This window comes from Vibrio sp. 1CM24A (genome assembly GCF_023161725.1).
In the GTDB taxonomy this organism is placed as follows: domain Bacteria; phylum Pseudomonadota; class Gammaproteobacteria; order Enterobacterales; family Vibrionaceae; genus Vibrio; species Vibrio coralliirubri.
Window position 1 is genome coordinate 121,149 of sequence record NZ_JALNTS010000006.1, and the last position, 14,095, is coordinate 135,243.

Below are 14,095 nucleotides of genomic sequence, written 5' to 3' on the forward strand. Positions count from 1 at the left end.
CGCGGCACCTTGGGCTCGGTTAAAGGGGGTTTCTTTTTTTAGTATTTTACATTCTCTGTTTTTGTTATTCGGTTGCTTCGCTATTCCTGCGCTTTCAGCTTTAGACGCATCGCGTGCAGCACTGGCTCGGTATAACCACTCGGCTGAGCACAGCCTTCAAATACCAACTGGCACGCTGCTGAAAACGCAATGCTGTTTTCAAAATCAGGCGCCATATTTTGGTAGCTTGGATCCCCTGCATTTTGTTCATCAACCACTGCTGCCATGCGCTTCATGGTTTTCATTACTTGGGCTTCCTCGCAAATGCCGTGACGTAACCAGTTAGCGATGTGTTGACTTGAAATTCGCAGCGTTGCACGGTCTTCCATTAATCCCACATCGTTAATATCAGGCACTTTCGAACAACCTACGCCTTGGTCAATCCAACGAACTACGTAACCAAGAATACCTTGCGTATTGTTGTCCAGTTCGTTTTGGATATCTTGAGCAGTCAGCTTTTGATTGCCTAACAATGGGATAGTAAGAATATCGTCAACATTTGCTCTCACACGCTCACGAAGCTCTTTCTGACGGCTAGGAACACTCACCTTGTGATAGTGCAAGGCATGCAGAGTCGCCGCAGTTGGAGAAGGAACCCAAGCGGTATTGGCACCGGCTTGTGGGTGTCCAATTTTCGCGTCCATCATCTTCGCCATGTTATCTGGTTCTGGCCACATACCTTTACCAATCTGGGCTTTACCTTGCAGGCCACAAGCTAAGCCAAGATCAACGTTTTGATCTTCGTATGCGCCAATCCAAGTCATGGTTTTAAGCTGTGTTTTAGGAGCAAACGGACCCGCTTCCATACTAGTGTGGATCTCATCACCCGTTCGATCTAGGAAACCTGTGTTGATAAACACGACACGGTCTTTGGCTGCGCGAATACACTCTTTCAAGTTCACAGAGGTACGACGCTCTTCGTCCATAATGCCGACTTTAATGGTGAAGCGTTCTAAACCTAGTGCATCCTCAATGCGACCAAACAACTCATTGGTGAAAGCCACTTCTTCAGGGCCATGCATTTTAGGTTTTACAATATTGATGCTGTTCGCGGTCGAGTTTTGGTAAGGGCTATTACCCTTTAAATCGTGCATCGCGATGAGCGAGGTAACCATGCCATCCATGATACCTTCAGGCACTTCATTACCTTCAGCATCAATAATCGCAGGGTTAGTCATTAGGTGGCCCACATTGCGTATGAACAACATGCTGCGACCTTTAAGTGAGATTTCACCACCCGTCACACTGGTGTATTGACGATCGGGGTTAAGATTACGAACAATGGTTTTACCGTTTTTCTCTAGCGACTCTTGAAGGTTACCCTTCATTAAACCTAACCAGTTTCGGTAAGCCAATGCTTTGTCTTCACCGTCAACCGCAGCAACCGAATCTTCGCAATCCATAATCGTGGTCAGTGCCGATTCCACCAGTACATCTTTAATACCCGCCACATCGACGCTGCCAATCGGCGCACTCGGGTCGATTTGAATTTCGATATGAAGGTTATTGTGTTTAAGAAGAATGCACGAAGGTGAACTTGCGTCACCTTGATAGCCAATGAACTGGTTGCTATCTATGAGAGTGACTTCTTCACCGTTATCGAGTGTCGCTATCAGCTTATTGCCGACGCTAGCGTTACTGATGCTGTATTTGGTCACGTCTTTATGAGAGACACCGTTTAGTGGTGCAGCGTCATCAAGGAAACCTCGAGCGTAGCTCACCACTTTAGCACCGCGTACAGGGTTAAAGCTTCCGCCCTTTTCCGCGCCGTCACTTTCACTGATGACATCGGTTCCATAGAGCGCATCGTATAAACTACCCCAACGCGCGTTGGCCGCGTTAAGCGCAAAACGTGCATTCATAATAGGTACAACAAGCTGCGGACCCGCTTGTGTTGCAATTTCAGGCTCAACGCTGGCGGTCGTAACTTGAAAGTCATCGCCCTCAGCAACTAGGTAGCCAATCTGCTGTAAGAACTGTTTGTACTCGGCAGCATCTAGCGTTTGTCCCGCACGCTCTTGGTGCCAAACGTCAATTTGATGTTGAAGATCTTCACGCTTGATAAGTAAGGCACGGTTCTTTGGTGCCAGATCTTTAAGGATGGCTGCGAAAGATTGCCAAAAGTCCTCTGCGACTATGCCTGTTCCAGGAATGACCTGCTCATTAATTAATTGGTAGAGGGTGCTATCAATGCTCAAGCTTCCCTGTTGAATACGACTGCTCATAAAATTTCTCTCAAACTAATTGATGGCTACTCAATAAATTTTCGTGACTAGCTCAAATTTACTTTACTGACTTAAACTTACTTAACAGATATGAATTTAGCTAATTTATGCCGGTTATATTGGATATTCATATAAAAAATACCCTACAAACTGTGTTATTCCGTCACTCCACTCTCGATTTCGTTAGCGACACTTTTAATCAAACGACGCATCCACTGATGGTCTGGATTGGTTTGTAACAATGGACTCCACGCCATCTTCACCTCAAAGGGTTCAATCGCAAATGGCGCAGGCTTGATCAACAATCTAGGGTTATTGCGCTGCAGTTGAGCGGCTTTGGTAGGAATAGTCAGGATCAGGTTCTTCTGTTGTGCGAAGAGAATCGCCGACAAGTAGTGTCGCGTAAACACCGTGATGTTACGGGTTTTACCAATGCGCATTAATGCCTCATCTATCCAACCGAGCTTTTGTGCTTCGCTTGGGTTGATCCCCACTCCCGTTCCCATACCTGTCTTACTTACCCAAATATGTTGCGCCTTTAGATAAGACAAAATATCGAAGTTGTCGGCTATCGGGTTGTCACAACTAAATAGGCAAGAAAACCCGTCGTGCCAAAGGCTCATCTGGTGAAACGACTGAGGAATATCGTCAAATCGGTTGATAATTATATCAACGGTACCTTGCTCTACATCCTGATAACTCACGTCACTTGGCGTCATGATATCCAGTCGTATTTTCGGTGCAATCTCACTTAACCTTTTCAGAAGAGGTTGAATAATGGTCGACTCTGCATAGTCACTCGCCATGATACGAAACACGCGTTCACTGTCTTCTGCGTTAAACTCTGTGGTCGGCTGCAGTGTCTTCTCTACATTCGCCAAGATGTTTCGAATCAGTGGCTGCAACTTATGCGCGCGCTCGGTCGGTATCATCCCTTCACTTGTTCTTACTAATAGCGGATCTTCAAACAGGTCACGTAATCGGCGAAGGCCATTACTCATCGCTGGCTGAGTAATACCCAATTGATTTGCTGCTCGTGTAACGTTTCTCTCACGTAGCAACATGTCTAAATACACAAGTAAATTAAGGTCTATACGAGCAATATTCATAAGAAAAATACCGAATATAATAACTATAAATTAACAAAATTATCACATACATGATTATTATTTGTCCATGGTTAGATTTAATCCAAATCAAATGACCTCGCCAAATTGGCCAACATGTCCACGTGAAACTAAGGAATAGTTATGTCGCAAATTACACAAGATATCGAAATGATTGAAGTTGCAAAAAGCGCTGCTGGTGCTCCATGGGATGCAATTAACCCTGAATCTGCTGCTCGTATGCGAGCTCAAAACAAATTCAAAACAGGTCTGGATATTGCGCAATACACGGCAGATATCATGCGTGCAGACATGGCGGCTTACGACGAAGACAGCTCTCAATACACTCAGTCTCTGGGTTGCTGGCATGGTTTCATCGGCCAACAAAAGCTGATTTCTATTAAGAAGCACTTTGATGGCAAGACTGACCGTCGTTACCTATACCTTTCTGGTTGGATGGTTGCTGCACTTCGCTCTGATTTTGGTCCACTTCCAGACCAATCTATGCATGAGAAAACATCCGTTGCTGGCCTAGTAGAAGAGCTATACACCTTCCTACGCCAAGCCGATGCTCGTGAACTGGGTGGTTTATTCCGTGAGCTAGACGCTGCACGTGAAGCGGGCGATGTGAACCTACAAGACCGTATCCAAGACAAAATCGACAACCACGTGACACACGTAGTGCCAATCATTGCCGATATCGATGCTGGTTTCGGTAACGCAGAAGCGACTTACCTAATGGCGAAGCAGATGATTGAAGCAGGCGCTTGTTGTCTACAAATCGAAAACCAAGTAGCCGATGAGAAACAATGTGGTCACCAAGACGGCAAAGTAACGGTTCCACACGCTGACTTCCACGCGAAACTTCGTGCGCTTCGTTACGCTTTCCTTGAGCTAGGCATCGACAACGGCATCATCGTTGCTCGTACCGATTCACAAGGTGCTGGCCTAACAAAAGAAATCGCAGTAGTGAAAGAGCCGGGCGACCAAGGTGACATCTACAACTCATACCTAGATGTTGAAGAGATTGATGTTGCTGATATGGCTGAAGGCGATGTTTGTTTCAACCGTGACGGCAAGCTAGTTCGACCTAAGCGTCTACCTTCAGGTTTATACCAATTCCGCCAAGGTACTGGTGAAGATCGTTGTGTATTTGACTGTATCGAAGCTATCAATGCAGGTGCTGACCTACTTTGGATTGAGACTGAGAAGCCACACATCGGTCAAATCAAAGAGATGATGGACGGCGTACGTGAAGTTCACCCTAATGCGAAACTGGTTTACAACAACTCTCCATCATTCAACTGGACGCTAAACTTCCGTCAGCAAGCTTACGATGCGATGGTAGCAGAAGGTAAAGATGTTTCAGCTTACGACCGTGCAAGCCTAATGAGCGCGGAATACGATGAAACTGAACTGTCAGCAAGCGCTGACGAGAAGATCCGTACATTCCAAGCAGACGCATCACGTGAAGCGGGTATTTTCCACCACTTGATTACTCTACCGACTTACCACACTGCTGCGCTGTCTACTGACAACCTAGCGAAAGAGTACTTCGGCGACCAAGGCATGTTGGGTTATGTTGCGAATGTTCAACGTAAAGAAATCCGCCAAGGCATCGCATGTGTTAAACACCAAAACATGTCTGGTTCAGACATGGGTGATGACCACAAAGAGTACTTTGCTGGTGAGAATGCACTAAAAGCAGCGGGCGAAGCGAATACGTCTAACCAATTTGATTAATCGTTAACGCTAAAGCCTCCCCCGTCCTTCTCTCTTACTTAGGTAAGATCCGGGGGAAGGCTTTGAGATAAAGCTTGTACTGCCAGCTTTATCTCAAAGCCTCAGATTTGTGTTCCACACCACGGTTAACCGAACAACTTCTGTTTAAGCTAACTGTACACATATTTGTTCAGATTCCTATTTGTTGAGATTCTTATTTTTTGAGAGTGCCTATGACTTCAATACCTACACACCTACAAGATGCAAAAACACTGTTATCAGAGAATGGTTTCGCGACGGGTGATACTTGGTATCACGGCACATCTTCAGCTTTATTGGCTTCTATTCAAGGCCAAGGTTTAAAACGTTCTGGAGACAAAGCGCTCAACGAAGCAGCTTCAAAAACTATGGCGACCATCGGCAACAACTACACCGAATCGGTTGAGCCAGTGTTTCTCACCCAGAGCAAAGAACTGGCATATTACTGGGCTCAACAAACCGTTCGTGAGCGAGGCGTTCGCTTCGAAAGTGAAGAACAGCCTATCGTATTAGCGGTAAACTTATCTGAAAAGCAACGTGCCAAAGTAAGACCGGACGTAGGCGCAATGAGCCTATTGATGATGAGTGTTGGCGAGCAATTCATGTCTCACCTCACTGAAATTTATCAAGCCAACAATATTGCAGGCCCAGACATCGAGCTTCGCACTGCCGATCGCATGGACTACCTCAATAAACTTGGTATGGCCTACATTGATGAAGACATCAGCCGCGCTTGTGTTCAGGAGTTAGCTGAGCCCGAGCTGGCCGATTAAAAATCGTTCAGTGAATCAGTCTTCTTAAAAAAAAAAATGGCTCCCAACACGGAGCCATTTTTATTTGTTATCAGCCTATCTCACAAGACACTGGCGCATCTAGGCTATGAGCACAGAAGACCTTTCTGTGCAGGTTGCGTCATTTCGATGTCACCTTGTAGAGAACGGTAAACGATGGTATTCCACACTTCACCATTATCCATTTCAAACTCAATAGCGTAATTCAAACCCGCGACAACCTGAGTTCGAACACTCAGAATCTGCTTGAGCTCAGCTGAAGTGTTCATTTGGCCAAGAACTGCGTTTAAAGCTTGCTTAGCTTCTGGTGTTATCTCACTTTTCGACCAACCACCCGTCAGGTTTTTAGTGCTGCAGATGGGGTTCGCATTCTCTTGCGGTTGAGTTGGTACCTCTGATTTCTGACTACACCCAGCTAACGCCACGACACTAAACAAGGTTGCTATTCCAAGTAATGATGTTAATCGTACTTTCTTCATAAATTCTCTCTACCTCAATCATTTACGAGGGATTACTCGCAATAATGTTTCATATGCAGGCAAGCTTAAACCTCGAATGTCATCACTTCATCAGAGATTATGGTGTAACTACTCTATAAACACAGGAGATTGTCAGGAAAACAAGCCGAGCACTGGAGCTCTGCTTTTATCCACCTGATATTTAAATCATTAAAATGGGTAGCGAGAGAATAAGCGAGTAATAAGACAGACACAATTAATCAGTTAATTACATACTTCACACCAAAAACATTCCTATCAGGATTAATAAGATGAGCTCATCTTGATGTGGATTATGATATTGGTTCAAAAAATAGATATTTGAAATTATTTTATAAATCCAAAAGTTTATGCTCGACTTAATCATGTCTGATTTTAAAACTGTGATCCAACCCTACAAGTTGTTGATAATAATGTATTTTGTTCATCTGTGAATTCATTCAAATATGGAAAATCTTTATTGTTAAGGGTGAGTGCAAGTAGTAAAATCTCGCCCGATTATGCAACTTACTTCTCACACCATGGACACAAGTAAAGTTACTATTAGCTCTCTCAAAATAAAGTAACTTCAAACACATACCTAAAATCAGTGTCCTATAGATAGTGCAGATCAAATAAAAATAATTATATAAACCTAGGCTAGGTTAAACATGAAATTAACGTCGTCTTTAGGCTCACTGTTGGCTAGCAGTCTGTCTATCGAAATAAAACAGCGAGCGCTGATAGAGCTCGTCATCAGCACTTATCAGCCACAACAACGCACTGAGCTTTTTCAAAACGTGACTGAATATCGTAGAAGCCAGTTAGAATTGCTTTTCCCAGAACATCAAAACAAAAGTTATTCGGTATTGTTTGAGGTGATGGACTACCGCGATCTGATTATGCGCTATCCAAATACACTAACTGCGGAGATTACTCTTCTAGAGCAGGCCGTAGGGCAGTGCTATATGCATTGGCTAGATTTCTGGTGTGAGTGTGAAATTGCTGCGATCAAAGCAAAATCACCATTAAATTCAAGCTCCATTTCTCATGTCGACCTCCCTATCAATGACAGTGCTTATTACGGTGCGATCATCGAACAAATAGAGCATGAGCCACTGTTGGTACAAACACCGAGTCACCCACAAGGAATGCCAATCAGCGATGCCATTGCTTTAAGCAATCTTGAGGTGTTCATCAAGGGTGAAAAGTGGTTTGAGATGCTGCCTTTATTACACCTTTCTCAGGCAGGTAAGCATTTTATTCTGCTCAAACATCCAGTCGATGAAGCCTTTCCGACACTGGTTTCCTCTGCGCTGATTCAAGACTGGTCTAAGAAGGACACTTGGCTAAGTTACGCACCGCCGTTCAGCAATGAGCAATGGCAATACTGTTTACCCAATTACGGCTACGATGAACTTACAGGGTTACAACTTTTCACACCGCCTACACTGTCAAAATGTTACTCTCTCCCAGAATTTGACCAACAATTCCAGTTACAATTGTCCGACAAAAATGCCCTGTGTGAAGTGTTGCGTCTGACAGTCAGTGGCAATACCCAACAAAAGCTCTATTTCCTCTACCTTGCTCAAAAAGAGCTGATGAGTGTATTACACCAAATAAGCTATAAGATTGGCTTCACTATTATCGAGCAACCTTTCATGCTTCAGTTTTATCAAACCATTGATTCCAATGCATACTTCCATTCTGGGTATTGCGAATTAAATGATGATGGCACAACCATTTATCGTGGGTTCTGGAATTTCGAGATGATGGTAAAAGCGTTCAATAATGTGGATTTCCGGAGCTACAAACGCGCAGTGCGAGAGAGTAGAAAGTCATTAGAAAAATCGAGCTCGGCAGGAAAAACTAGCTCGGTAAAAAAGGATGAACATGTTTGATTTCGGCCTTGAGGCGATCATCTATGCAAAAGCAATCACCCTGCTTGCAACCGTGGCAGTGGTTGTCATGTGGTTGTTCTATTACTGCTATCGCCTAAAACAGAAGAACGAAGTGATCGCAGGGACACACCATGCCCCTTACATTGCGTATTCGATCTGCATTGTTGCGTGGATCAGCAGTAACGCTTATTTCCATACCGACTTATTACCAGAACTTGGGGCCTCGGCCGCTGTGTTCGCCGCAAAGTTTGCCAACCTCGCCTCTTTCTTTGCGTTTGCCTTTGCCTATTACTTCTCGTGTAAGCTCGCCGCCGAACAACGTAATGGTAAGGTTCATGTGTGGCAACAAGCCATTTTCGTCACCTTAACCGTCTACTCCTTCTTTATCAATCTAAGTCCGGGGTTAACCGTTGAACACGTCACCATTGCAGGCCCAAGCCAGTTCGTGATTGAGTTTGGCCCACACACGCCGTACTTCTTCATTGGGATGATAAGCTTTGTTGTCTTAACACTACTCAACCTGGTGGCCATGCGCGCCAACAGCAGCAAGCTGACCTTAGCTAAAACCAACTACATGATCGCAGGCATTTTAGTCTTCATGCTGTCGACTGCGACAATCCACCTAGGCATGACCTACTTCTTACGTGATTTCTCGCTCACTTGGTTGCCACCAGCTTTGTCGATAAGTGAAATGTTGTTCGTTGGCTATGCCCTGCTGACCTCTCGCTTCTACAGCGTGAAATACCTGGCGTACATGAGCCTAAATGCGATGTTGGTTTGTGCTATTTTGGTGATCCCTTTTGGCGCGATATTTATCCCGCTGACAGACGACAGTCAATGGCTTGTTGCTATTCCAATCTGTGCGATTATCGGCATCACTTGGCATGTTCTCTACAAGCGAGTGAGCCACTACGCCTCGTTCTTTGTCTACGGAAACAAGAAAACGCCAGTACAACAGATCCTCTCACTAGAAGACGATTTCAAGCTGTCGATTGATGATGCCATGCGTCGATTAGGTAGCCTACTGCAGATCCCAGAAGACAAGTTGCGTCTGGTGAACAGCAACTACAACGAAACCTTCTACGAAGATTACCTGTCTACCAACAAGTCCGTTTTAGTGTTTGATGAACTGTCTCAGGAGCTTGATTACACCGCGCCAGCTAAGCGCTCGATAAAAGCCCTGTATGACAAGATGAGCTCAAACGACACCGCTTTGGTGATGCCTTTATTTGGTCAGGGCAAATCGGTCACGCACTTATTGGTCTCGTCACACAAGAGCAACGATAAGATGTTCTCTAACGAAGAGATCTCTGCACTGCAAACCTTGTTAACTCGTGTACAAAGCACCATTGAAGCCGATAGACGCATCCGCCAAAGTCGCGCCCTTGCTAATTCTATCGCACACGAAATGCGTAACCCGCTGGCTCAAGTGCAGCTGCATTTTGAGGTGTTAAAGCAGCACATTGATAACCAAGCCCCAGCGAAACAAATCCTAAAGGATATTGAGAATGGCCAAGCGGCGATTCAACGCGGGCGACAACTGATTGATATCATCCTGCGCGAAGTCAGTGACAGTACGCCTGAACACGGACCTGTGACTATGACCTCTATCCACAAAGCCGTGGATCAAGCCGTAAGCCACTATGGTTTTGAGAATGAAAAGATCATTGAACGCATTCGTTTACCACAACACGCTGATTTTGTAGCAAAGCTGAATGAAACCTTATTCAACTTCGTCATTTTCAACCTGATACGCAATGCAATCTATTACTTTGATTCTTATCCAGAAAGCCAAATTGAGATCAGCACCAACACAGGGCCTTACGAGAACGCTCTGATATTCCGAGATACCGGCCCAGGCATTGACGAAGCCATTGCGCATAAGATCTTTGATGACTTCTTCTCTTACCAAAAAAGCGGTGGTAGCGGCCTAGGGCTTGGCTATTGCCAACGTGTAATGCGTTCATTTGGCGGCCGAGTTGAGTGCCACTCTAAACTTGGGGAGTTTACTGAGTTCCACCTGTACTTCCCTGTGGTACCCAATGCACCCAAAGCAGACGCACTTCGTACGCCTTATTTCAATGATTGGAAAAGTAACCAAACCGCAACTGAAAAAAAAACCAACGCAGAAGCTAAGCCAGATAACCAAGTAGAAACGCAAAGTTCAGAACCAACAAGTACGCTAACCCCAGAGAACCATCTCGCCCCCACTGTGCTTATCGTCGATGATAAAGAAGTACAACGCACGCTTGTTCAGATGTACCTGAGTCGACTCGGTGTAAATAGCTTGCAAGCCAAAAACGGTGAGAATGCCGTCGAGCTGTTCAAAACACACAAGGTCGATTTGATCTTAATGGACGTGCAAATGCCGATAATGAATGGTTTTGACGCAAGCCAAATCATCAAGGCACGCTCTCCTCAAACGCCAATCATTGCTTTGTCTGGCGAATCAGGACAGCACGAGTTAGATATGATCAGCAAGTTGATGGATGGTCGCCTAGAGAAACCAACCTCTTTGAACGCGCTGCAACACGTGCTCGATAACTGGCTTGAGAAAGGCTGGGCCTCGAATGCTCCCAAAGAAACCGAAAGTGAAGAGTAGATGGCTAATGGCTAATGGCTAATGGCTAATCGCTAACAAATTAATCAACGACTGATAAAAAATCCCCTCAAAAAGGTTCTTGAGGGGATTTTTATTTGGGAACATTTCAGCCATTAGAAAAGATATTAAAGCTCTTTAATCTCAATCTGACGCAGCGTCTCCATGTATTCCAAAGTTTCATTCACATCGACTGGCTCGTACAAACGTAATACACCAGCCCAACCTTCAGACACTTCAAAATCATAAGCTGTACCGGTACCACAATTGAATGTGACAGACACCGTGCCATCACCGTTATCTCGCATGGACTCACCCGACGCATAGAAATGCTCAGAATCAATCCAACCGTCCGCACCATAGGTTGTCAAAGAGTAATAACCACCACGCCCTTCAAAGTCCAAGTTCGGTGTTGGAATCGTCCATTCTTGGCAGGTTGTTTTGCCTTGTCCCGGAACACGCTCTAAATACTGTGCAGTGTCTGCTGGTAGTCCGGCATAACCAAATGCCGTCACGTATTTAAAGTGGTGATCTTCTACGTCATCCAAAGTCGCACCAAATCCTTTTAATCCTTCAATAGGCGCGCCATGTTTCATCACGTTATTGATCAATTTCAATCGGTAGTTTTCAACGTCACTTGGGTTGTAGCCTTTGCCTTGATAAGGCTTGTTAGAGTTCGCTTTGATAGAAAGCAGACTCTGACGACGCTTGGTATCTTCGATTGATTCAGCGATACGTGTTCTTGCTAGTACATGAACATGAATACCCATCGTTAGATCATCGGCAGTCAGATTGAGCGTTTCACCGCGGCGAACCACTTTATGAACAAGGTGGTTTTCGTCCATGATATGAATAATCTGGAAGTAGTCATTGTCCTCGTCCGGCACATGGAACGTCGCACCTTCTGATACATCCACAACCATGGTTGAGTAAACGACATCACGATTTGAGCGAATCACCGTTTGCGCGTCTTTGGATACTGGGTCAGCGTGCAGCCAATGGTTAACACCCACTTTGTTTTGCAGGCCAAGGAAGTTCCAGTCAGACTCCGCTTCAGGATAGTTATCCCAATTAACACCACCGATAGCCGCGTGGTCATAAACCGCTGAGCTGTTATTGTCTGCGGCCGTTACGCCAAATGCAGTTAACGCCAATAGCGTCACTAACGTCGTTTTCTTCATAATGGTTTCTCGTGTTTGTTTCGATGAGCTCAGTATGTAGATACTGCGTGATATACTCCAATTGATTATATGAAATCAAGATATACAATATGGGTATATCTCAACAGTTTCGATGATGGAGTCCCGTGATGATGAGTAACCGCTTTAAACAACTAGACCTCAATTTACTTAAAGTATTGAAGGTGTTGGTTGAGGTAAAGAATACACGCAAGGCTTCAGATCTGTTGTTTACAAGCCAACCCTCTATCAGTCGTTCACTACAAAAGCTACGTGAGTACTTTGACGATGAGTTGTTTATACGCTCACAACATGGCCTAGAACCGACCGCCAAGTTGCTTGAAATTAAGCAGACCTTGTTACCGGTATTGCTGCAGTTAGAACAAGTACTTGAACCAAAATCTGAATTTGATGTTGCTCAGTTTGATGGCACTGTGAACATCGCGATTAACGGATTTATTGCCAACAGCATCTCAGCAAAGCTAACTCAAATATTGTTAACACAGGCGCCGAAGGTGAAAGTGAACATTGTGGATTGGGGTGCCCATACGTTGGATTTGATCACCTCTGGCGAGGTTGATTTAGGGGTCAATTATTACCCATTAGAACTATCTAAACAGGTATACCAGAAACGTATCGCAAGTGATGATTTTGTATTGGTTTGCCGCACAGGCCACCCACTTGCCAACACATTATTGAAAAGTGACCAGCAAGAACCTTTGCAATTAGCGAGCTTGGTCGTCAGTGATTGGAACGACAATATTGCGTTAGCACCAAACGTGTTAGCCGATGTCGGCATCAAGACTGAGGTCAAAATACGTTCGACTTACTTACACAGCTTATTGTCTATAGTGAAACAGAGCGACGTATTATTCCCATGCTCAAAACTACTGGCTAATTCGCTTTCAGATGAATTTTCCTTTGTGCAGTTTCCTCATATGCCCAATATGCCAAATGGCGATATTGGCATGACTATCGGGCGTAAACATCGCAATCAACCGAAAATACGCTGGTTGGAATCGTGTGTCGAAGAGGTATTCAGAGGTTAGTTACCGCATCTCTAAAAGTAGAAAAAAAAAGCTAGCTCTTACTGGTGATTAGCCTCTGCCATCGCCGTTTCAATCAAATCCAATAGCCATTTGTATTTAGCTGAATGCTGATTTTTCTTATGAAGATAGGCGAACACCTCCATCTCCTCGGGGCCATCTTCCAACCCCTCAATCGCGACTGAGCGCAATACGCCTTTATGTTGCTCAATCACCGGAGGCATACAAGGAGCGATAATATTGGAGTGCTTGATCGTTTCAATTAACCCAACAATAGAAGTCGTTCGCAACGCCATATTAATTGTCTTACCTTGGCTCAAGACTTCCTCTTCCAACCGTGAATGTTTGTTTTGGTCGAAATAAGCTAGGTCAACGTGAGCAAATGGGAACGACAATAAATCATCAATCGTCGCGATGGACGCCTTAAAAGGATGATCGACTCTCACTGCCAATACAAACTTTAAGTTCACGAGCGGTACAGCAATGATCTCAGCAGGCAAATTCTCAGCTTTAAAGTGAATGACAAAATCAATCTCGTCACTTTTGAGCCTTTCTAAAGAATTTTGGGAACTCGTATGACTGATCAGCCTTGAAAATGGACTTTCTATGGATAGCTGATGAAAAAGAGCGGGCGTCAACCAAGGCAGGATATGAGGGTTTGCCTCTATCTTGAAATCTTCGCTTAAATCCGCAGGATTAAACTGCTTTCCTTCTTCTATCGCCGTGAATAACCCGTCCAATAAAGGAAAAACTCGTCGATATAGGTTGTCTGAATAAGGGGTTGGCAAAAACTGCTTATGGGACAACACAAACAATTCTTCACCTAGAGACTCCTTAAGCTTCTTAATGCTTTGGCTAACGGCAGGTGCCGAAACAAACAGCTTCTCAGCGGCTTTTCGCAAGCTCTTCTCTTGATATACCACCACAAACACTTTCAATAAATTCAGGTCGACGTTGTTCAGTTTCATAGCTA

General features: G+C 44.6%; 10 protein-coding genes and 1 pseudogene. 5 read left to right on the plus strand and 6 right to left on the minus strand.

Going from position 1 to position 14,095, the window contains the following annotated elements; genetic code table 11:
* Positions 1–80 precede the first annotated feature (80 nt).
* Together MSG38_RS14500 and MSG38_RS14505 are read right to left on the minus strand one after the other, a co-directional pair.
* Positions 81–2,264, minus strand: coding sequence for a malate synthase G (locus MSG38_RS14500; RefSeq protein ID WP_248402068.1), 2,184 nt, complete (start codon positions 2,262–2,264; stop codon positions 81–83).
* Positions 2,265–2,419: 155 nt separating this feature from the next.
* Positions 2,420–3,373, minus strand: a complete 954-nt coding sequence (locus MSG38_RS14505; protein ID WP_012600244.1) for a LysR family transcriptional regulator — start codon at positions 3,371–3,373, stop codon at positions 2,420–2,422.
* 141 nt (positions 3,374–3,514) lie between these two features.
* On the opposite strand from MSG38_RS14505, the gene MSG38_RS14510 reads away from it, so the two are divergent.
* Positions 3,515–5,113 carry an isocitrate lyase gene (locus MSG38_RS14510; RefSeq protein WP_012600243.1) on the plus strand — a complete coding sequence of 533 codons (1,599 nt, stop codon included), beginning with the start codon at positions 3,515–3,517 and terminating at the stop codon, positions 5,111–5,113.
* Between the two features lie 212 nt (positions 5,114–5,325).
* On the plus strand, positions 5,326–5,904 hold the full coding sequence (locus MSG38_RS14515; RefSeq protein WP_248402069.1) for a hypothetical protein: 579 nt from the start codon (positions 5,326–5,328) through the stop codon (positions 5,902–5,904).
* 104 nt (positions 5,905–6,008) lie between these two features.
* Here the strand turns inward: MSG38_RS14515 and MSG38_RS14520 are convergent, their stop codons facing one another.
* On the minus strand, positions 6,009–6,401 hold the full coding sequence (locus MSG38_RS14520; RefSeq protein ID WP_086773597.1) for a cystatin domain-containing protein: 393 nt from the start codon (positions 6,399–6,401) through the stop codon (positions 6,009–6,011).
* 668 nt (positions 6,402–7,069) lie between these two features.
* Here MSG38_RS14520 and MSG38_RS14525 point away from each other — a divergent pair.
* Together MSG38_RS14525 and MSG38_RS14530 are read left to right on the plus strand one after the other, a co-directional pair.
* Entirely contained in the window at positions 7,070–8,299 is a 1,230-nt protein-coding gene (locus MSG38_RS14525; protein WP_248402070.1) for an acyl-homoserine-lactone synthase, read from the plus strand.
* Positions 8,292–10,901 (plus strand): hybrid sensor histidine kinase/response regulator, encoded by a 2,610-nt coding sequence (locus tag MSG38_RS14530; protein ID WP_248402071.1) that lies wholly within the window; start codon positions 8,292–8,294, stop codon positions 10,899–10,901. The genes MSG38_RS14525 and MSG38_RS14530 overlap by 8 nt, the downstream gene beginning before the upstream one ends.
* A 125-nt stretch (positions 10,902–11,026) precedes the next feature.
* Here the strand turns inward: MSG38_RS14530 and MSG38_RS14535 are convergent, their stop codons facing one another.
* Entirely contained in the window at positions 11,027–11,302 is a 276-nt protein-coding gene (locus MSG38_RS14535; RefSeq protein ID WP_050633040.1) for a hypothetical protein, read from the minus strand.
* 441 nt (positions 11,303–11,743) lie between these two features.
* Positions 11,744–12,079, minus strand: a pseudogene (locus MSG38_RS14540) (DUF1254 domain-containing protein); the annotation flags it as partial.
* A gap of 128 nt (positions 12,080–12,207) precedes the next feature.
* Here MSG38_RS14540 and MSG38_RS14545 point away from each other — a divergent pair.
* On the plus strand, positions 12,208–13,125 hold the full coding sequence (locus MSG38_RS14545; protein WP_248402072.1) for a LysR family transcriptional regulator: 918 nt from the start codon (positions 12,208–12,210) through the stop codon (positions 13,123–13,125).
* A 38-nt stretch (positions 13,126–13,163) separates the two neighbouring features.
* Here the strand turns inward: MSG38_RS14545 and MSG38_RS14550 are convergent, their stop codons facing one another.
* Entirely contained in the window at positions 13,164–14,090 is a 927-nt protein-coding gene (locus tag MSG38_RS14550; RefSeq protein ID WP_248402073.1) for a LysR family transcriptional regulator, read from the minus strand.
* Positions 14,091–14,095 lie beyond the last annotated feature (5 nt).